Genomic DNA, 22,021 nt, shown 5'->3' on the forward strand with positions numbered 1-22,021 from the left:
GATTTTACCAGACGAACCTTCAGCTCCTCATACTTCCCCGTAAATCATAAATCATAATTCATAAATCACAATTCGTTTCATGCACCGAGAGAATGACAAAATAGAACGATACAAAACATACCTCCGTCTGGAAAAAGCGCTTTCGGCCAACTCTATAGACGCTTACCTGACGGATCTCGACAAACTGACAAACTTCGTCGAAAGCGAAGGCAAGAAGTATGCGGATGTCACATATGACGACCTGCAACAGTTTGTTGCCCGCCTACATGATATCGGCATCCACCCACGTTCACAGGCAAGGATCATTTCAGGGATCAAATCTTTCTACCGGTTCCTGTTCCTGGACGATTATATAACAACTGATCCGACCGAATTGTTAGAATCGCCCAAGATCGGACTGAAACTTCCTGAAGTCCTAACTGTCAACGAGATTAACAGCATCCTGGACACGATCGACCTGACATTGCCGGAGGGGCAACGGAACCGGGCGATGCTCGAAGTCTTGTATAGCTGCGGACTGCGCGTGTCGGAGTTGGTTTCACTACGCTTCACGGATGTTTATTTCGACGAAGGATTCATCAAGGTGGAAGGGAAAGGGAGCAAGCAACGCCTGGTCCCCATCTCGGAGACAGCGATCAAGGAGATCAAGAACTACCTGTATGACCGCAACCATGTCGCGGTGAAAAAGGGATTCGAAGACATCCTGTTCCTGAGCCGGCGAGGAACGGCTCTGTCGCGGATCATGGTTTTTCATATCATCAAGCAGCAAACAGAAATGGCCGGTATCAAAAAGAACGTGAGCCCGCATACGTTCCGCCATTCCTTCGCCACCCACCTGTTGGAAGGGGGAGCCAACTTGCTTGCTATCCAGGAGATGCTGGGACATGAAAAGATTACCACCACCGAAATCTATACGCATATCGACCGCCAGTTCCTGCGGAAAGAGATACTGGAACATCATCCACGTAGCAAGCCGCGGGATTAGAACAGCCGTTCCATGCGTTCGATCAGCTCATCGCCCAAAGCCTTTTTGACAACAATATGCTCTTTGACTGCCGTGACAAAGGGATTGCTCTCGAATGCACCGCGCACACCTTCGAAATCTTCCTGCTTCTCTTTATCCGAACCATCCACACCGAAACCGGTCATGAAAGTAAGGGAGAATTCTTTCTTCGCATCTTTATAAAGCAGGTTATCCAATCCGATCACCGAGTCCTGCCAGCGGCGGACAAGATCGACGATCTGTGCTGCCGATATTGATGACAGGTTCACACCATAATACTCTTCCAGCATATCATACGCCCATGTCCATTCCATATCATAATAATTGGAATGCATGGCTGCAAAGAACTCTTCTATCGCCTCAAGCGAAGTTATCTCGCCTTCTTCAACTTTCTCGATCAACCTGTCCAATTCTTCACGAGGAAGGATCAACCCGGAAAGATCCAGCCATTCCCCACGACCAGCTGAAGAAGTCGGTTTCAACTGTGACCAGACTTCTTCCATAGAACAGAAATCCGTTCCTTCCAGGCGCTTGATCAAGGAGTTCCCCAAGAATTTATTGATTGCCATACCATAAAGATCGAGGGCCGTACGCAAAGAGGAACCTTTGATACGAGTATTTTGATAATAATAGACTTCGGATGTCTCGCCCACCAACTCTTGCAGGTTCTTCAAGATTCCGACAGCTTTCATCATCTTGTAGATGGTATACGGACTCAGCAAGTTGTAGTTGATCATATCCAGCCGTTGCTGGTCGGTACGCTTATCACGCTTCGGCCATTTCTGCGCATCGCGGATCGTACCGACGCTACGCAGGTTTACACCGGGAACCAAGTAAGTCTCATCGTCTTTCTCTATCAGATAAGAAAAAGGCATGTCCGACGTATCGCTATGATGGTGATGGCGCCCCATTACCAGAGAGAAAGCCCCGACACGCGCAGGCCACAGGATATAGGAGTCACTGGTCGTCTTGGAACCTCTCTCCACAATACCCTGGTGGATGGGGCCCAGCTTATACATATGGTTACTTTGGTTCGAGCCGCTTCCGGCATTCAGAAACGAATACATGCCGGCAATCAGCAGGCTGCTCTTATGCATCGACACAGTAAAAGGTCCTGCAAAGATAGCACAAGCCTCTCCGTTCTCAAAAGCGCAGTTGCTGAACAGAAGTGAATCATGCGCAGAGAAGTTATGCGTCACATGGCACGCCTGCCCGATAAAACAACGGATAATCTTGGCGGCATCGGCAACCACAGCCCCCGAAGAAATGATAAAATCCTCCGCGATAACGCTGTCGCCAATATACACCGGAGCATTCACATTGCTATTGACCGTACCGTTATCGAGACGGGTACAGTTTTCGACCGTTGCATAATCGGCAATCACAGTATTGCGCACAGTCCCTGTATTGATTATTTTCACATGGTTGCCGATAAAACCATAGTTGCCAGTCTGCCGTTCGGCAAAATCGGCAATCATCGCCTGCAAACGCAGTATTAAAGCCGGCCGATGACGATATAAAGCTATCAGATAGGCCAATGATGCGGACAAACCGTTATAAATGGGTACTTCGCGACCTCCCGTTTCATTCAGTACGGACACTTCGACATTGTTCCCGAAAGAGGACCTTCCTTCTACATACATCACGTTCACGTTCTGTATGAAGCAATCATCACCTATGAAATAGTTGGAGATATAATTGTGCACATTTTCAATCAACGTATTATCGCCGATCTTACAATTATGCAAAGTTGCATTCCGGATACCGCTATGTTTCTTCACCCCTCCCGGAAGAGTAAATTCCTTTTCAAAAAGACCCAATGCCACACTCCCTGAAAAATGGACATTACAAACGTGTTCGGCATGAAAAGGGCTGGCAACCTTTATGTTTTCCCAATTATCGGCTGTACAGCCATTCATCTCCAAATCTGCAATTTCTTCCGATAGCAGATGCCTTAAATATCCTTCACTCATTCTTCATCATATTGTTGGAAAAGAAAATCGTTATAAGGGAAACGAGTAATATGAATCTGTTTCACCCGCTCGTACAGCAAGGCTTTGAGTGCATCGATATTCGTCCGTTCCTTGGCTGAGATAAAGATACAATTATCCTGCATCTTATTCATCCAAGTGCGTTTCAACTCGTCCAAATCGATATTCTCACGTGTACGCGGAGTCAGGTCATCTTCATCCTTCGGGACAAAAGTGAAAGCATCGATCTTATTGAACACCATAATCATCGGTTTCTCCGTCTTGTCGATTTCCGATAAGGTGCGGTTTACCACCTCGATCTGTTCTTCAAACGTCGGATGAGAAATATCGACGACATGCACCAACAAGTCCGCTTCACGCACCTCATCCAAAGTCGATTTAAAAGATTCGACCAGTTCGGTCGGTAACTTACGGATAAAGCCGACCGTGTCGGATAGCAGGAAAGGCAGATTGTCGACAATCACCTTTCGGACAGTCGTATCGAGTGTCGCGAACAGTTTGTTCTCGGCAAACACTTCGCTCTTACTAAGCAGGTTCATCAATGTGGACTTTCCGACATTGGTATAACCGACCAGTGCCACGCGGACCATCTTTCCGCGGTTCTTCCGCTGCACGCTTTTCTGCTTATCGATCTCGACCAGGTCCCGTTTCAGCTTGGATATCTTATCCAGGATGATACGCTTATCCGTTTCCAACTGAGTTTCACCCGGCCCACGCATACCGACACCACCACGCTGACGTTCCAAGTGTGTCCACAAACGAGTCAGGCGGGGCAGCATATATTTATATTGCGCCAGTTCCACCTGCGTCTTCGCATGAGCAGTCTGTGCACGACGGGCGAAGATATCCAGGATCAGATTCGTACGGTCCAAAATCTTCACCTGCAACTCTTTCTCGATATTACGCAATTGCTTGGTGGAAAGTTCGTCATCGAATATCACCAACCCGATCTCGTTTTCCACCACATATTCCTTTATCTCCTGCAACTTGCCAGAACCGACAAAGGTCACGGAGTTCGGATAATCCAGTTTCTGATAAAAACGTTTCACAGCTTCGACACCTGCCGTATCGGCCAAAAAAGCCAATTCATCCAGGTATTCCTTCACTTTCTGTTCATTCTGTTCAGGAGTAATCAGTCCTACGAGAACTGCCTTTTCTGTCTGTGCTTCAGATATAATAAATTCTTTCATACGGCAAAGATAGTAAATTCAATTATTTATGTATATTTGTACCCATAATATCAATCCAAAATAGTATTAACTATGAAAAAGGGAGTCATACACTTTGTTCAGTATGTACTTGTAAAGATTTTATTCTTCGGTGCCGCTTATCCTCTCCAGGCACAGGTTTCCAATCCATCCTCATGGGAAAGTTTTGTTGGTAGCGATGAAAATAGGCTTGTTTCGGATACGCTCAGATTGCAGACATTCGGGGATTCAGAATGGGATAATTGGGGATATACGTTAACTGTAAATTCTTCTCTTATCCAAGAGAAACATACGATAAAGATACCTGTCGGTTCCGGAATCATTTTTTCCCCCTTCTCACTTAATAATTATACAAATGTAAAAATCGTATCACATATTGCCGGACTCAAACTAGAACCCGGTGAGTTGTTATTATTTAACGTTCACCGTAATAATTCCGATGAAGTCATAACAGGAAACACTCCTGAACAAGGTAAAGATTACATGGGTTACAGATATCTTACAATCGGAAGCAATCCAAGCTCTTTTGCTATAACGACAAACAAAAAAGTCAATACACAGAATGGATATTATATGACCGATAGCGTTTTTGCTTATGGCGACATCCCTTCATATTCTCTATTCTCTGGTATCGGAAACTGGAACGACACAACCCTTTGGTCGCATCTTCCTCCACTCCGCCACAGGAATGCGCTCATAAAAGGGAATGTAAGTATAACAACAGATACGTATTGCAAAGATATCGCCATTCATTCCGGATCACTGGAGATCAATCCTGGCAGCCTGTTTATCCTACAGAATTTGGACCTATACGAAAACAAAGCCTCTCTCCATTCAGGAGGGACAATACTTCTTTCCGGCCGTATCACCTTCCATAAAACTTTTGAAGAACCCGGCAAATGGTATTTTATCTCATTTCCTTTCGACGTTTATCCGCCTGGCATCGACCTCCACTTCGAACAAAAGGATGCTACGCCTAACGACGGAGGCAACTATTTTTATGTCCAATCCTACAACGGAGACAAGCGGGCATCGTCCAACCAATCTGCCGGGAATTGGGAAGTCGTGCCCATCCGTCCCGATAATGTCCCCCTGTTCGAAAAAAACAAAGGTTACCTGATCGCATTAGACGAGAAAACGACAAACCGAACTTTATCTTTTTCATCTCGACCCGGCGACATCCCCGAAAATTTTGCCAATATAGGAGCTATTGCAATTCCTTTAAATTCCGACAGTTCTTCAGGCAATCAAGAAAACCATGGCTGGTATTTGTGCGGCAATCCATTCCCCGCACTACTTCCATTAACCCAAATCGAAAAAAACAAGGCTTTGGATGGAAATATCTATGTATATGACGGAAACGGTTATAAAACCTATTCCCTTAATAGCAACTATGCCCTCCCTCCTTTCGCCGCCTTCTTTGTAAAAGCATCCTCACCGACCGAGTTGAAAATATCGTCCAACAGCACACCCACAAAAGCAATAAACATAATCCCGACAAACTTCCCTATGAGTAAAAGTATAACCGAACCCCATCCCGACAAACAAAGCACAGAGATAGAGCTCCCCAATACAGAGAATTTCCGTTTTTTCATAAAAGACGGCCAACTACACCTGCAAAATATCCCGGAAGCAGGATATATCAAAGTTTTTAACATGATGGGACACTGCATGTTTCAAAAAAGAATACGACAAGGTTCGCTGGTAGTTCCGTTCACTAATCTCTCTGGAATGTACATTTTACAAATACATTCCGCCAACTATCAAAAATACTATAAAGTGGTCCTTCCATAAATACAACAAAGGCGAAATGTAAAAGTGCTTTATTCTCGCACTTCACATTCCGCCTTTACCCTATAATTCAGTATAATATGAACTATTACAACTTATATTTTTTCTGCTGTACATTCCATCCGCCGACAGTTAATGAAAACTCGCCTTCTGTAACTTTATCCACAGATGTATCAATAAGTACCTGCTTCGTTTCACCTGGCAACAACGAGAAAAAATTATCCGTATAGAACGAAGGGCGAACAGGCTTGCCCGCTTTATCCAGAAATTGAAGTTGCGTAAAGAAAGCAATCCGGGAAGAAGTATTCTTCAACGAAACTTCAATATAATACCGCCCATCAACTTCTTTCGTTTTGTACTTCGTCTGAAGCCGGGCCGTTGGCATATCATTCAGAGATTCAAAACCGGAAGAGGTTGGTCCTGTTAAGATTTCCTTTCCTTCATAAGCGGCATTGGAACGCCAATAGAACGTAGACACTACTTCTTTTCCCTTTTCATCCGACAAACCAAGCCGGATAAAATGCACAGGGGTTATATCTGATGGAAAATCGATTTTAAACAAATCATTCAGCACCTCATCTTCACCGATATCAATCCGTTGAGAGTAAGAAAAGACCTTCTTGCTATTCAAATCATATACATCAGCCTTGACCTTGTAATTTTTAAAAGACCGATAATAATCATTACATACCGAAACCATATTCTTCAAATAATCAAACTGCGCATGTAAAGGCTCCAATGCATTCTGAGTATGATATAGTGAAGCCGTCGGTTCCAACGACCAATCCCACATACGGGCACATACCTGGCGTACCGGACAATTATGATACCAGAATAATAACCCTGAACAATAGCGATCCCCATAGTCCAGCTTATTATAATTCCAAACCTCCCAAATTGTCTTTGAATTCATTGCTCCTACCAACTGGCCTTTTTTAGCAAACTCTTCTATCGACTGCGAGGTTCCGTAATTATTGACAAGATCTTTATACATAGTGGACATTAAATGGAAGCCTCCCCCATCGTGATAATCCCAGACCTCTTTATTGATCGGCCATAAATCTTTCTCATCCATCACCTCCCGTAAAGTTTCAAGGGTCGGCAACGTTGGCGCTCCATACTCTGGGTTAAAACCATCCACACGGCTTCCACGTGGCGAGGCCGTATTCTCATAATGCTGCATCGGATTCACTTGCTTGTAGGGACTGCCATCATGCACACCATCACATTCCGATTGCATCTGATAACCGCGTGTACCATCCAATTTCATAATCAGATCTTTTGCACCCACCACTTCCGTACTTTCATTAGAAGAAACATAATAAGCCAGGGAAGGATGATTCCGTAAACGTTTTACCGTCGATTCCAGATTTGCCAAATAAAGAGCCTGGTCGTGTGGATGTTTCGTATCGCCTGTCAACCAAAATTCCTGCCAAACCAACAGTCCCATTTCGTCACACAATTGGAAAAAGTAGTCGGATTCTGCAATACCGCCTCCCCACATACGCACCAAATTAACGCCGGATTGTTTGGTATAGCGCAATTCTGCATAAGTACGTTCATCCGAATGCCGCAACATTCCTTCCGGTATCCAGTTCGTTCCCCGGATAAAGATCTTCTTGCCATTGACATAAAACTGACGGGATTTGTCTGGTGTATTCTGATCCGATGTAATTTCGCGAATACCAAAACGAGTCTTCAACGAATCCGAAACTTGCCCTTTAACAGAAACTGTCATCTTCAATTCATACAAATCCGGTTTACCTTTAAACAACGGCCACCACAACCGAGGATTATCAATTTTCAACTGCGGAAATTCTTCCGGGGTAAAGACTATTTCACGAGTTTCTCCACGAAAAAGGCTTATCTCTTTTTGAAAAACGAATATTTTCACCTGTTATTTCACCAGCAACGACACATTTGACCGACCCCGTCGTCGGATTAATAACCTCGACAGAGACAGTCTCCTCGGCTTTATCATATCCAGGCTTGGCAAGTTCAGAACGAATAAACGGATTGCGGATCGCAGCTTTGTCAGTAGCATACAACGATATGCTTTTCCAAATGCCGGTATTCCGGTCACGTATACCGTCCAAGAAAGTAAAGTCCCAACCGACAGACATCAGCATCGTCGTGTTCAGCCCTATATTCCCGTCACCACCGTTATGAAATTCTCCTACAGCTCCCCACTGTTTTTGTTTGACGGTTCCAGACATATCGACCGGATAGACTTTTACTGCCAAAGCGTTCGTTTCGCCTACTCGGGCGAACTCTGTTATATCCACATAATCCTGAATAAACATGCCGGAAATATTACTCAGCAAATGACCGTTTACCCAGACTTCCGCCCGATAATTGATCCCGTCCAACTGTAACCAAATGACTTTCCCCTTATAATCAGCAGGAACGATGAAATCGGTACGAAACCAATAAGTATAAAAATCACGTCCGACAACAGACAAATCCGGAATGATATTGCTCGTCAGTTTATTATTCAATCCATAATAAGGTTCGGGATACACTTTGTTATATACGAGAGAATTTAGAACAGTACCCGGAACAATTGCCGGCATCCAGTCACCCGTCTTATATCCGGGCTTCGACACGGCTTCCGCACAGGCTGTAACATCTCCTGCTTTTTTCATTTTCCAAAGGAATGCACCTTGGTGTCCATCTTTTGAATCCAGATAAATCCTATCGGGATTACGATAATAATTCGCATCTTGTCCCCATACAAAGGAACAGCCTACAATACATAAAAATAGAATCAGAACGATTTGCTTCATATTTATTAGCAATAGTCAAATTAAAACTTTAAAACAGAATGTACACAATATTTCATCTACATATATACCCACTATAGGACATAATATACCCGTCTGCCGATTCCTTGTTTAAACTAGAAAATAACAGACGAGTATCCATTTACATCAGATCAACTGACCTACTTCTTTCAATCGTTTCCTCAACTTTTGAATATCAACATTATGTATATCAGGAGATTTGGATTTACAAATCTGACCGGCAGCAACACCAACTGCTTCACCTGTTACAAGCGACGGTGGCATCACACGCAGACTACCATGAGCATAAGAATCCGTCGAGATACAACGTCCTGCAACCATTACATTTTTCAAACCCGCAGGAGTCAGACAACTAAAGGGGATTCCATGAGATTCTCCTTTCTTATAGCGAGGATACACGGTTGCATCCTGTTTATGGACATCAATATAATAACAGTTACGTCCGATACTGTCCTCAAACTCCTTACGAGCGAGCCAATCTTCCAATGTGAATGTATAATCGCATTTTATCCGGCGACTTTCCCTGATTCCCATCAAATTAGCCGTACTTGCCAAAAAAGAAGCACCAAATGACTTTGGTTCAAACTCGACCAATCCTTCATGTAACTGTCTTACCAATTTACGTCCTTTTATCATTGCTTCAGTCAAAGATACTGGATCTGTACTATCAACAGTCACATGACCGGCATTGAATCCTAAGATACCCGGTCCGATTAACTTGTCATTCATGTGCTTATCTTTCACCAATGGGTATTTAGGGTTACCATAAATAGAATGAATCGGACCATCCTTCCGATTAGTATGGACATTCCCTATTAAAGAAAACTCATAAGGGTCGACATTCGACAAGGTAAAGCACAAAGTACCTTCTTGAACGGAACCACTCTCATCTCCTATTACAAAATCAGCACCAGCCCAAGCCGCAAGATCACCATCGCCTGTACAATCAATATATACTTTAGCTTTGTAAGTTGACAATCCTGCTTTATTAGCAACAACTATTGCATCGACAACCCCCTTACGTTTCATTTCGACAGCAGCCATTGTTGTGAAAAAAAGAACAGATACGCCCTCAGAGGTTACCAAATCGTCATACACGACTTTCAGATATTCACCATTTATAGGCACCCAATTATCATAATGAATATGAGGAACACCTTTCTTTGACTCGGAAAAAACCCGTTCCGCAATTCCTTTATAAATAATCTTCTCACCATCCGTAAAAGGGCACCACGCATTCAGTAAGCCAGAAGTCCCCATTCCACCTAAGGCTCCAGTTCCTTCCATTAACAAAGTTTTGGCACCTTCGCGTGCCGCAGCCGTAGCCGCAGCACATCCCGAAGGTCCTCCCCCCACAACTATTACGTCCCACCCATCATATACCGGTATTTTCGATTTTCCCGGCAAACTGTTACTTTGAGGAGTTTCTGCAGCAAAAGATGTTCCCACTGCTACAGATGCCAAACCTAAAGAACTTATGTTTCTGATAAAACTTCTTCTCTTCATATAATACTTAATTTACCATCCCGGAGTTTGCTCTAATAACTTATTTGCATCCAATTCTGTCACAGGTATAGGCAACAGATAATGTTTTTCCTCTACCACAGCACCAATAGTCGGATTCTGCGCCATCATGGCTTCCTTCAATTTATGCGTACGTACCAAATCAAAACGACGTTGTCCTTCAAATGCAAATTCTTTACGACGTTCCAAAAGAATTATATCCAAGAAATCTTCTTTACTCAATCCTAGCTTAATATCAATAGCAGAAGCCTCGTTCATATTAAGTCCAAAAGCCCTACGACGTATGACATTTAAGCACTCATACGCCTCTGCATCAGAAGTATTTATTGCATTCAAGGCTTCCGCACGCATTAGATAGACGTCCGAATAACGCAATATCGGATAATTATTTTCTCCTCCTTGAGATCTTACGGCCAACGGCGAAGGATCCTGAAATTTATTTACATAACAAGGAAACTCATAATTGGAAGACATATTCGGATACTCTTCCTTCGTATAAAGACGCACATTTACATCCCGACGCAAATCACCTTCCTCGTAACATTCATAATGATTACGTGTCACTGGATCATCTCCATATCCGACCCAACCATTTATATTGACAAACGGAGGACGATAATATCCGTTGTAATTACTACCCGACACACCCGGAGTATTCCGCTTATACTGGATTTCAAATATAGATTCCTGTCCATTTTCTTTTTCCACATCAAAATTATCAGCATAATTCTTCCATAATTTATATCCCATCTGCATCACTTCCGACGTCTCCTTCACTACATTCTGATAATCTTCACGGGTCAAATAAACTTTTGCCAACATAGCAGAGGCGGACCCTTTTGTTGCCCGTCCTAAATATCCCTCTGGAAGTTGCCCGATAGCAGGAAGAACAGATTTTGCTTCTTGCAAATCCGAGATAATCTGTTCATAACATTCGTCAACTGTATTCCGGGGAACTTCTAAGCCATCCAACGAAGTGGTTTGCTTCAATACTAAAGGGACTCCTCCATATATGCGAACCAAATTAAAATAGGCCAATGCCCGCAGGAACTTAGCTTCTCCGATCAGCCGCTTCCTGACATCATCTCTTATCTGTTCGCTCCCCATATTCGAAATATTTTCTATCGCGAAGTTAGAGCGGTTAACTGCCACATAGTGCTTAATCCAAACGGAGTAAACTAAATTCGTATTCCCATCATACTCAAATTTATCTAAAGCATTTTTGTCCAGGTTAGTCGTCGTGCGCCCACCACTCCACTCGCAATCATCAGTACCCTGACTCTGCAATACTTCCCAAAACTGGTTATAAATATCATTATCGGTAAAAACCGAATACGTTCCATAAACAGCAGCTGTTGCATCCTCTTCGGATTTAAAGAAGTTTTCAGGACTCAGATTAGACTCCGGTATCAGATTCATATCCGTACATGAGTTCATCATGACCGAACTCAATATTATAAATGCTATTTTTTTCATAAACTACTTAGACTCTTTTAGAATTTAACATTCAAACCAAACAATACTGACTTTGCAAACGGATAAGAGAATGCATCATATCCGGCTCCCAGGTTATCCTGACCATATTTGCTGACTTCCGGATTATCACCAGAATAGCTTGTTATCGTAATGAAATTCTGCAAAGAAGCATACACCCGTAATCCCGATACATACTTTGTAAAACTCAAAAATTCAGTAGGCACATTATAACCTAACGTGATATTTTGGAAACGCAGATAAGAACCGTTTTCCACATATTGATTGGAAACACGCATTACAGCCTTTGAACGGAGTGGACGTGGCAACGGAGCATTTTGATTATCAGGCGTCCAATAATTCATCGTTGAAGCAAACATATTTGTTGATCCCTGCATATTCTCCATAGTAACTCTCGTACCGTTATAAACGTCATTTCCGATCGTGAAAATCGTATTTACATTCAAATCAAAATTTTTGTAAGAGAACGTGTTATTGAATCCTCCAAAAAGCTTTGGCTGTGCACAACCGATAATCGTACGATCAAGATCGTTGATCACTCCGTCAGGAACACCATCCGGGCCACTAATATCTTTATAGCGGATATCGCCAGGTTTAGCTGTCGGCTGCGCAGAAGATGCTATGTCATCCGTCGTACTGAAAAGTCCGTCATACACATATCCGTAGAACGTTCCTAAAGGCTGTCCGACCTGTATGATACGCCCCAAATGTATTCCGGTTTCATCCTGGCCTGGCTGACTCGGATAAATAAATGAGACATCACCCAAATCCAATACTTTATTCTTGTTATAAGTAAGGTTCAAACTCGTATTCCAAGTGAAATCACCTTCTATCGGCGTCGCATTGATCGCTAATTCAAAACCTTTATTTTCGACTTCTCCAATATTTTTCAGACCGGAAGAGAAACCTGAAGACCCCGGTACTTTCACTTTCAACAACAGATCACGGGTTTTCTTGTAATAACCATCAATAACTACAGTCAAACGGTTATTAAAGAAGCCGAAATCGATACCGGCATCGAACTGGGCAGTTGTTTCCCACTTCAGGTTCGTATTGGCAACTTGCGACGGATAATAGCCAGTCACCTTATCTCCACCTGCCACATAACCATTCGAACCCAACAAAGCATACGCAGGGTAAGTACCAATTCCATCTTGGTTACCTGTGATACCGAAACTTACACGAGGTTTCAAATTACTAAAGATATTCAAGTCTTTAATAAAAGATTCCTCAGAAGCTCTCCATGCCAAAGCAGCAGAAGGGAAATACCCCCAGCGGTTGTCCGAACCGAAACGGGATGAACCGTCTGCACGGATAGAAGCAGTCAACAAGTATTTATTATTCACTGTGTAGTTAACACGAGCCAGGTAAGAATTCAAAGCCCATTTCTTAACTTCAGATCCAGGAGCCGTATAAGTCGTCCCCGATCCTAAATTATTCATCTGCAAATTATCATTCAAGAAACCATAAGAACCGGCATTAAAACCATCATAGGCCGATTGCTGTTGCGTATATCCGACCATACCCGTAAAAGAGTGTACACCCCATGTATTCGTATAAGTCAGGATATTTTCGTTAATCCACGTATAAGTGTTATTCGAGATTTTCTTGGCTTCTCCATTCTTTTGGCTACCGGAATAAACAGAACGGGGATTATAACTTTTGTTGGTGGCATAATCAATATCAATTCCAAAAGAAGATTTGAACTTCAATCCCTTAATTATATTCCACTCAACAAATGCATTGTTTAATGATCGGAAATTGGTATGCCAATCCACCTTTTCGTTTATAACTCCAACCGGGTTGTCAAATGTAATGACGCCATTATTGTCACTAAACGTATAACTTCCGTCATCTTGCATCACAGGCAAATTCGATGGCGTAGTCAAACGGGACTGCAAAACAGAATTTCCAACACGGTTATTGTCGACTTTCGTCATCGTCAGACTTAATCCCAGATTTATCGTTGAAGAAATCTTATGATCAATATTGGCTCGGAAAGCATATTTTTTCATTTCAGATGCTTTGATTACTCCTTCCTGGTTGAAGTAATTGAAAGAAGTCAAGAAAGTCGTTTTATCATTACCACCGGAAACCGTCAACTGGTAGTTTTGTGTCAGGGCATTCTTATTGGATGTCAAATCCTGCCAATCCGTCGTAGCTGGAGTCAGACTTTCATCATAAATTGCTGCCCCACCGGAATTTACCAATGCCTCATTTGCCAGTTTCTCAAATGAACGGGAATCCAGCAAGTCATATTTCTTATAGATATTCTGAATACCCCAGTAAGCATCAAATGCGACAGAAGTCTTACCGCTTTTACCCTTTTTGGTCGTTACGATAATAACACCATTAGCACCACGGGAGCCGTAAATAGCAGTCGAAGAAGCATCCTTCAAAACTTCTATCGATTCAATATCCGATGTCGGGATTGAATTCAGCGGGCTTAATGCCGTCTGACTTGCATCCGCACTCGGATAAACCGGCATGCCGTCGATGATATACAACGGTTCATTACCGCCGGAAATAGAGTTACCGCCACGGATACGGACGGTGGAGCTTGCACCCGGCATTCCAGAATTCTGTACCATATACAAACCGGAAGTACGTCCTTGCAACATCTGGTCTACGGATTTCACACTGATACCCTGCACCTTGTCTACCTGGATGGAACCGACTGCACCGGTCAAGTCACTTTTCTTTACCGAACCGTAACCGATCACAACCACTTCTTCCAGATTCTGAGTATCTTCGGATAAGATAATCTTCAAAACAGACTGACTGCCTACAGGCACTTCCTTGGTCAGATAACCGATGTAAGACACGACTAACGTTGCAGCAGGCTTGTCCAGTGCCAAAGTAAACTTACCATCGACATCCGTCACCGTTCCGACAGATTCCGAATCTTTTTCGATCACGTTGGCACCAATAATAGGCTCGCCATTGATATCCGTAATCACACCACTGACCATTTTACCCTGCTGTGCAGACAAAGAGATCGTAGTCGTTGTTCCACCTGCGGACAATAATATATACGAACCATCGACAGAGTATTTCACATCCGTTCCGGCGAACAGATTTGCCAAGACTTCCTCCAGAGAGGCTTTCTTCAAATTAACAGACACTTTTCTGTCCACATTCACAAACTTGTTGTAAATAAACAGATAATCAGTTTGTTTCTCAATATCGTTCAACACATTCTCAAGTTCGGTGTTACTTCTTTTGATCGTAACATTTACATTCTGAGAACTGGAGTTTTCTGCATGCATGCAGAAAATGAAAACGAATAATAACAAAGTGGTTATTCTCATGACTCTAAAAAATTGTTTACATCGAGGCCTTTTTACAGAATAAGACATCGACAAAGATTTTTTATTCATATCTTTGGAAATCAAATTTATTAATACAGTTAAATAATTGTGTTAAGTCTATGCCGGTAAGTGTGGGGACACTTACCGGCATTTTTCTCAATAAAAGGTTAACCTTTTTCCTTCATCATAGGCATTATATTTTAAGATTAGACATTACTTTATATAAATAACCGATTCATCTTTGTTCCGTTCAAACGTATACTTAGCATCTTTTTGTAGGATATGCAATGCCTTGTCTATACCGTCCGATATCCGGAATTTACCACTACAGATATAATCGGTTAATTTGGGGTTTTCTATAATAACATGTATGCCGTAGCACTTTTCGAAACGGGACATCAACTCCTTAAAATTCATATCTTTAAAACAAATCAATCCCTCTTTCCAGCGGAAAGGATCAAAGTCCGCAATCGATTTCGACTGTAAATGGCCATTGATCAAAGAAACCTGTTGATTAGGCGCCAAAACCAAGGTTTCCGACGGATTCCTCTTATCCGATACCCGTACCGAACCTTCCATCAGTGACGTACAGAAATCCTCGGAGTCACTGTATGCCTCCACGTTAAATTTCGTTCCCAGCACCTCGACATTACATTTGTTCGTCTGGACAACAAAAGGTTTGTCTTCATTGTGAGTTACTTCGAAATAAGCCTCTCCATCCAAGGTTATCTCTCGCTTATTGCCCGTAAAGACAGCCGGGTAGCGCATTTCGGAACGGGCATTCAGCCAAACGTTCGTACCATCCGCCAAAGTCAGGTTGGCACGCTGGCCGGCAGGAACTGTGATCGTATTCATTGCCTCGCCTATCTTACAGATTTCCGACTTATAGAAATACGTTCCGCTAGCGACAGTAATGGCAAACACGGCCGCGATCTTTATGGCTTCGAGCAAGACAGTTCGATAGAAAGGACGGGATTTCTTTTCCATCCCGGCCACCTTCGTACTGCCCGACAGGATCATCGCATCGAAAAACTCACGTTCCTTGAAAAGCTCTTGCTCGTTTTCGGGAGAAGATTCCAGCCAGATACGGACAGCTTCTTTCTCTTCACGGGAAGCTTTTCCATCAAAGAATTTATATAATGTTTCTTTTTCCATTTTTTCCGTTTCTGTTTATAAAGCAAATAAGCAGGAAATATCCCTAACGGAAAAGGGATTTTTTGAAGAAAAAGTTTCAACCAGACACCATGCACTTGGAATTTACCCGTCATTTTTTCTTATTTATCGCCAGATATCGAAAATTTTTCACGCCAGTCGGACTTTTGTCGACAACCGTCAGCAGACTTGCCGACAATTGTTGACAGGCAAGTATCAGCAAAAGAATTTTGGCAGGAAAGCCAGTAAAGGGAAATAATCTTTTAAAGCTACACGCAAGACTTTTAAAGCCTTGGTAATATGGAACTCCACCGTTTTCGTCGAGATACCCAAGGCTACCGCAATCTCCTTATGGCTTTGGTTGTTGTAGCGGCTGCGAACAAAGATTTCGCGTGTCTGTTCGGGTAATGTTTCCAACGCCTTGTCGACAAGCGACTGCAACTCGTCAGTAAACAGCTTTTCAGGATTACAAGCTTCGAGGGTAGCGATGCGCAGGTTCAGTTCCCAAGTGTCACAATCCTTCAAATACTCGACTATCTCTTCTCGAGTACGCAAACGTTGCAAATAATTCAGGCATTTGTGCTTGATGACGGTTAGAATATAGGCCGGAACATTCGAGTCAGGTGCAAGTTTTCCCCTATTTTCCCAATAATACATCAGGCTTTCGATCGCAATATCTTCCGCAACCATACTGTCGCCTACATAGGTGTTGGCAAAATGAACAAAACGACCTTTATAGTCAGTAAACAACTGATTAAAAGAATATATCTCGGATCCGCCTTTCATACATATAGAATCAAATCGCCGATAAAGATATACATAAATCCGGCTTGTCCACCTTTCTTGTAGGATTTTCCAGCATTTATCCGTTAAATAGGAACAAAGACAAACATAAATCATATTTTTTCTCTAAGTTTGCATTCAAATACGAGAAATCCAATGAAGAAAGTAAACATAACAACTGCTGTTCTATTGATTTACCTGATCGTTATGAGCATAATCGGTTGGCCTGGCAAACAAGCCAATCCTGATTATGTACAGTATTTCGGGGTAATCGCGGCGACTGTTCTTGTTATCGGCCTATTGCGTTTCCTGCAGATCAAACGACTGAAGATTCGGGACAAGATGAAAGACGGAAAAAAGGAATAACGAAGTTTAATTGCAAATATAAAATTCTAATTCATGAAAGACCTTGTGATCGGACTGTCTCTGTTAGGGATGGTCAGTGCGTGCAGCCCTGCACCCCAAGCAAAAGACAATGTCGAGGAAGACTATTGCCAGTATGTTAATCCCTTTATCGGGAATGCGGACAACGGACACACGTTTCCGGGTGCTTGTGCACCGTTCGGACTGATACAGGCAAGCCCCGAATCCGGAGTTGGCTCCTGGAGATACTGTTCGGGATATAATTATGAAGATAACTTTATCGAAGGTTTCGCTCAAACGCATCTGAACGGAACGGGCTGTCCGGATTTGGGCGACATCCTGCTGTTCCCGTTCTGTGGCGATATCAAAGACAATACTTATAAAAGCGAATACGACAAATCCACCCAGAAAGCATCACCGGGTTATTATGCAGTCACCTTATCCGACTACGGTGTCGATGCTGAAATTACGGCTACTGCCCACACAGCTCTCCATCGCTATAAATTCAACAACGAAGGGCCGGCACGTCTGCTAGTCGACCTACAACGCGGTATGGTCGGAAGCAAGGATGCGCTGAAGACACATGTCTTAGAAGCCGAGCTTGAAATGCCGGACAACCAGACGATCACCGGACATAACCAGACTCGTGCTTGGGTGACACGCCATTATTTCTATGTGATCAAATTCGACCGTCCTTATACGGTCAAGGAAGAACTCCCCGCAGAAAAAGGAGAAAAGGCAAAACGCCTGATACTCGAATTCGACACGAAACCGGGAGAAGCCGTACAGGTGAAAATCGCCATGTCGAGTGTAAGCATTGATGGAGCTCTCGCTTCCCTGCAAAAAGAAAATCCGGCATGGGATTTCGATGCTGTCCACCAGTCCACACGCGACCAGTGGCAGGCCCTCCTTTCCCGCGCTCAGGTTACAGGTACGACAGATGAAAAAACAAGTTTCTACACCTCCATGTATCACTTGATGATGCAGCCTAACAACATTGCCGACATCGACGGACGGTACCGTGGCATCGACGACAATATTCATATGTCTCCAACAGGCGAATACTATTCCACATTCTCACTTTGGGATACCTACCGCGCCGCTCATCCGCTATATACGATCCTGAACCCGGACAAAGTAGACGCCATGATCCAGACGATGCTGGACCACCAGAAGATACAGGGTTTTCTGCCGATCTGGGCTTTGTGGGGAAAAGAAAACTTCTGCATGATCGGTAATCACGCTATTCCGGTGATCGTGGATGCTTACCTGAAAGGATTCAAAGGGTTCGATGCAGAAGAGGCTTACCAGGCAGTCAAAGCGAGCGCTACCGTCAGCCATTTTAACTCCGACTGGGAAACATTCGAGAAATACGGTTATTTCCCGTTCGACATTATCGACACCGAATCGGTATCCAAGACCTTGGAATGTGCTTACGACGACTATTGTGTAGCCCAGATGGCAAAAGCGTTAGGCAAGACGGAAGATTACGAACGTTTCTCCAAACGTGCCGCCTTCTATAAGAACCTCTTCGATCCGGAACTCAAGCTGATGAGAGGAAAAGATTCCAAAGGCAACTGGCGTACGCCGTTCAATTCCTTCCTGCTCTCACACGCCAGTTCTTCGGGCGGCGATTTCACGGAAGGCAATTCTTGGCAGTACACTTGGCATGTACAGCACGACGTACAAGGCCTGATCGACCTGATGGGTGGCAACGAGGCTTTCGTGACCAAACTCGACTCATTGTTTTTCCTCGAAAGCACAGCCGAAAACACAGGTTTCGTTTCCGACGTAACCGGCCTGATCGGCCAATATGCACACGGCAACGAACCTAGCCATCACGTAGCTTACCTCTACAGCTATGCCGGCCATCCGGAAAAGACACAGCAGGTGATCCGCGAAGTCTTCGACCGTTTCTACCTGGCCCAACCGGACGGTCTATGCGGTAACGACGACTGCGGCCAGATGTCCGCTTGGTATATCTTCTCGGCTATGGGCTTCTATCCGGTCAACCCGATCAGCGGGGAATATGTTTTAGGAGCTCCTCAAATAGAAAAGATTTCCCTATCTCTCCCCGAAGGCAAAACATTCACTGTCGAAGCCAAAGGTTTGTCTAAAACCAACAAATACGTCAAATCAGTAGAACTGAACGGAAAGCCGGTCACAGGTCTTACAATCAGCCACAAGGATGTCATGAATGGCGGGAACCTGGTGTTTACAATGACAGACCAACCAGGAAGATAATAAGATTCAGAACAGTGTGTCAAAATGTACTTGTCCCCGAACTTGACGCGGGAACAAGGTAGTTTTGACATACTGCCCTGAATTATGCCAATCAGCAAACCGAATTCAGTCTTGCATACTTTCTCTTATCTGGGGACAACGGTTGTTACCTCCTTGAAGGCATACCTTCGCCGCTCCCCATCGCGCAATTGGAGGATCAGATGGCCGGTCGGCTCGATGGCATGGATACGGGCTTCGAAAGAGCCGTTTTCATCAATATAGAAATAATAACCGTCACCATGATATAAGGCCGCCATATAGGCAGCTCGGATTTCTTCCTCCTTCTCCTGTAATAATAGGAAATAGTAGTTAAAGAAGATACGCAGGAAGCAGACCAATACATCTTCCCGATCATACGTCTTACCTGTAATCTGAGTCAGGGATACGGGATTGGGGGCATCACTACGAAATATTTCCTGGTTGATATTAAGCCCGATACCGACTACAGAACAATAGAGATGCTGCCCGGACAGATCATTCTCGATCAGCATTCCGCATATCTTACGATCTTTCCAGTAAATATCGTTCGGCCATTTTACCGTGACGGAATCCGTGTACTTCTCCAACGTTTCCTTCACACTCAGGGAAGCAATCTGGGAAATCAGGAATTGTCGGTTCGCAGGAAGAAAATCAGGATATAAAAGAATACTGAACATCAAATTTTTCCCAGCTTCCGACTCCCATGAGTTTCCGACCTGCCCCTTTCCGGCTGTTTGAAAATCGGCTATGACGAGGCTACCTTCCGGCAACCTGGCTTTTGCACTTTGTTCCCGCAGGTAGTTATTGGTCGAATCTGTCTCGACAAGCCGGATGATCTTCGGAGTTTCGTTTTTGTCATTCATTTTCGTAAGCTTCTCTTATTTTCTTCGGTAATTTGGCGATCACCTCGCGATAAGAATGATGGATCCAGTGCTTGATCTCGCTGTCCGGCATATCCCGGTCAAGGTAGATGGTGTTCCAGTATTTCTTGTTAAAATGCCAAGCACCTTCCACTGCCGTATATCGTTCGCGCAGATCCTCGACATAATCGGTGCTGCATTTCAGTGACACACACGGTTCCACGGCATCCAGAGGCAGGAGCAAAAACATCTTCCCCTCCACTTTGAACACCAGTGAAACATCATCGAAAGGGAAACACTCCGTCACATTCTTCAGCGACAGGCAATATTCCCTGGCTTCTTCTATATTCATAACTGTTCTTTGTTTTATTTGCGGCAAGGAGCATAGAAAGCATCTTCTATATGATCTATTTCAGACTCCTCTCCTTTTTTAATTACGGTTATGATGTCAAAACGGACCGGTAGTTCAAGATTGAAAAAGCGGACATACGCATCGGCTGCCGCCACGATACGGCGGATTTTAGGAGCATCGACCGCATCTTCCGGCGCCAAAAGATAATCATCCGAACGCGTTTTCACCTCTACCACAACCAGCCAGGTATCTTTGACTGCTACGATGTCCAGCTCATAATGATGCCAATGCCAGTTCGTATGGGTAATCTTGTAGCCCTGCTTTTCCAGAAAAGCACGTGCAACCGACTCACCGTCTTTTCCTGTTTCGTTCCGTTTAGCCATTCCATGTAATTTGCACAAATATACTGTTTTTCTTTTTTATTTGCGCTTTCCCCCTTACATTTGCAAACTATGACACTGAAACGTAAATATTCATCTCCACAGCCGAATCACCCACGCGTGCACAAGGTCACTTTCATGCTCAACGACGACGAGCAGAAGGCAGTGGAACGTTATCTTGCCAGGTATAAAATCATCAACAAATCCCGTTGGTACCGTGAGACAATCCTGTCCCACATACTTAAAACCCTGGAAGAGGACTATCCTACCCTCTTCAATGAAAACGAAATGAGAAGATGATGGATCCATTCAACGACGAATATTTCATGAAGCAGGCACTAGTAGAAGCCTGCTCAGCAGCCGAAGAGGGAGAAGTTCCCGTCGGTGCCGTTATCGTATGTAATAACCAGATCATAGCCCGCGCCCACAACCAGACGGAACGTCTGAACGACCCAACCGCCCATGCCGAGATGTTAGCAATAACGGCGGCAGTCGGCGTCTTAGGAGCCAAGTATCTGACCGGATGCAGCCTTTACGTGACGGTGGAACCATGCGTGATGTGTGCCGGAGCAATCGGATGGTCGCAACTAAGCAAGATCGTCTACGGAGCGACAGACGAAAAAAGAGGCTTCCAGCAATACGCACCGAAAGCCTTACATCCAAAAGCGACAGTCAAAAAAGGGGTTCTTGAAAACGAATGCGCCGAAGAAATGCGCAAATTCTTTCAGCGCAAGCGCTGAACA

Annotated in this window: 16 protein-coding genes and 1 pseudogene; 6 read left to right on the top strand and 11 right to left on the bottom strand. The window is 43.9% G+C overall.

The features are described 5' to 3' along the window. Positions 1 to 79 precede the first annotated feature (79 nt). Complete coding sequence (xerD, locus tag NQ542_RS12390) at positions 80 to 985, top strand: site-specific tyrosine recombinase XerD (protein WP_005634359.1); 906 nt, start codon at positions 80 to 82, stop codon at positions 983 to 985. On the opposite strand, the gene NQ542_RS12395 is transcribed toward xerD, so the two are convergent. Both NQ542_RS12395 and hflX read right to left on the bottom strand, forming a co-directional pair. After that, positions 982 to 2,976: a DUF4954 family protein gene (locus NQ542_RS12395; protein WP_005634361.1), complete on the bottom strand. Its 1,995-nt coding sequence runs from the start codon at positions 2,974 to 2,976 to the stop codon at positions 982 to 984. The genes xerD and NQ542_RS12395 overlap by 4 nt on opposite strands. Next, positions 2,973 to 4,184: a GTPase HflX gene (hflX, locus tag NQ542_RS12400; protein ID WP_005634362.1), complete on the bottom strand. Its 1,212-nt coding sequence runs from the start codon at positions 4,182 to 4,184 to the stop codon at positions 2,973 to 2,975. The genes NQ542_RS12395 and hflX overlap by 4 nt, the downstream gene beginning before the upstream one ends. Positions 4,185 to 4,256: 72 nt before the next feature. Here hflX and NQ542_RS12405 point away from each other — a divergent pair, with 72 nt between their 5' ends. Beyond that, positions 4,257 to 5,996: a T9SS type A sorting domain-containing protein gene (locus NQ542_RS12405; RefSeq protein WP_005634363.1), complete on the top strand. Its 1,740-nt coding sequence runs from the start codon at positions 4,257 to 4,259 to the stop codon at positions 5,994 to 5,996. A gap of 85 nt (positions 5,997 to 6,081) precedes the next feature. Here the strand turns inward: NQ542_RS12405 and NQ542_RS12410 are convergent. From NQ542_RS12410 to NQ542_RS12435, 6 genes and pseudogenes are all read right to left on the bottom strand, one after another. After that, a pseudogene (locus tag NQ542_RS12410) lies at positions 6,082 to 8,779 on the bottom strand (glycoside hydrolase family 2 protein). Between the two features lie 144 nt (positions 8,780 to 8,923). Continuing rightward, positions 8,924 to 10,303 (bottom strand): FAD-dependent oxidoreductase, encoded by a 1,380-nt coding sequence (locus tag NQ542_RS12415; protein ID WP_005634366.1) that lies wholly within the window; start codon positions 10,301 to 10,303, stop codon positions 8,924 to 8,926. A 12-nt stretch (positions 10,304 to 10,315) separates the two neighbouring features. Further along, positions 10,316 to 11,797, bottom strand: coding sequence for a RagB/SusD family nutrient uptake outer membrane protein (locus tag NQ542_RS12420; RefSeq protein WP_005634369.1), 1,482 nt, complete (start codon positions 11,795 to 11,797; stop codon positions 10,316 to 10,318). A gap of 17 nt (positions 11,798 to 11,814) precedes the next feature. Continuing rightward, on the bottom strand, positions 11,815 to 15,126 hold the full coding sequence (locus NQ542_RS12425; RefSeq protein ID WP_227945683.1) for a TonB-dependent receptor: 3,312 nt from the start codon (positions 15,124 to 15,126) through the stop codon (positions 11,815 to 11,817). A 213-nt stretch (positions 15,127 to 15,339) separates the two neighbouring features. Beyond that, positions 15,340 to 16,281, bottom strand: coding sequence for a FecR family protein (locus NQ542_RS12430; RefSeq protein ID WP_005634371.1), 942 nt, complete (start codon positions 16,279 to 16,281; stop codon positions 15,340 to 15,342). A 213-nt stretch (positions 16,282 to 16,494) separates the two neighbouring features. Further along, positions 16,495 to 17,064 (bottom strand): RNA polymerase sigma-70 factor, encoded by a 570-nt coding sequence (locus NQ542_RS12435; RefSeq protein ID WP_005634379.1) that lies wholly within the window; start codon positions 17,062 to 17,064, stop codon positions 16,495 to 16,497. Positions 17,065 to 17,217: 153 nt separating this feature from the next. Here NQ542_RS12435 and NQ542_RS12440 point away from each other — a divergent pair, with 153 nt between their 5' ends. Then, the gene (locus NQ542_RS12440) at positions 17,218 to 17,427 is read left to right on the top strand and encodes a hypothetical protein (RefSeq protein WP_005634381.1); all 210 of its coding nucleotides are present in this window, start codon (positions 17,218 to 17,220) and stop codon (positions 17,425 to 17,427) included. A gap of 33 nt (positions 17,428 to 17,460) precedes the next feature. Then, complete coding sequence (locus NQ542_RS12445) at positions 17,461 to 19,668, top strand: GH92 family glycosyl hydrolase (protein WP_005634383.1); 2,208 nt, start codon at positions 17,461 to 17,463, stop codon at positions 19,666 to 19,668. Positions 19,669 to 19,793: 125 nt separating this feature from the next. Here NQ542_RS12445 and NQ542_RS12450 read toward each other — a convergent pair whose 3' ends face one another. The 3 genes from NQ542_RS12450 to NQ542_RS12460 are packed head-to-tail and all read right to left on the bottom strand — an operon-like array spanning position 19,794 to position 21,281. Continuing rightward, positions 19,794 to 20,549 carry a biotin--[acetyl-CoA-carboxylase] ligase gene (locus NQ542_RS12450; protein WP_005634386.1) on the bottom strand — a complete coding sequence of 252 codons (756 nt, stop codon included), beginning with the start codon at positions 20,547 to 20,549 and terminating at the stop codon, positions 19,794 to 19,796. Continuing rightward, positions 20,542 to 20,898: an MmcQ/YjbR family DNA-binding protein gene (locus NQ542_RS12455; protein ID WP_005634389.1), complete on the bottom strand. Its 357-nt coding sequence runs from the start codon at positions 20,896 to 20,898 to the stop codon at positions 20,542 to 20,544. Before NQ542_RS12455 ends, NQ542_RS12450 begins: the two co-directional genes overlap by 8 nt. A gap of 14 nt (positions 20,899 to 20,912) precedes the next feature. After that, positions 20,913 to 21,281, bottom strand: a complete 369-nt coding sequence (locus NQ542_RS12460) for a YraN family protein (protein WP_005634391.1) — start codon at positions 21,279 to 21,281, stop codon at positions 20,913 to 20,915. Between the two features lie 69 nt (positions 21,282 to 21,350). Here NQ542_RS12460 and NQ542_RS12465 point away from each other — a divergent pair, with 69 nt between their 5' ends. Together NQ542_RS12465 and NQ542_RS12470 are read left to right on the top strand one after the other, a co-directional pair. Then, a complete protein-coding gene (locus tag NQ542_RS12465; protein WP_005644624.1) occupies positions 21,351 to 21,578 on the top strand; it encodes a hypothetical protein in 228 nt (75 codons plus the stop codon). Further along, on the top strand, positions 21,578 to 22,018 hold the full coding sequence (locus NQ542_RS12470) for a nucleoside deaminase (RefSeq protein WP_370686444.1): 441 nt from the start codon (positions 21,578 to 21,580) through the stop codon (positions 22,016 to 22,018). Before NQ542_RS12465 ends, NQ542_RS12470 begins: the two co-directional genes overlap by 1 nt. Positions 22,019 to 22,021: the final 3 nt, after the last annotated feature.

This window comes from Parabacteroides merdae ATCC 43184 (genome assembly GCF_025151215.1).
In the GTDB taxonomy this organism is placed as follows: Bacteria; Bacteroidota; Bacteroidia; order Bacteroidales; family Tannerellaceae; genus Parabacteroides; species Parabacteroides merdae.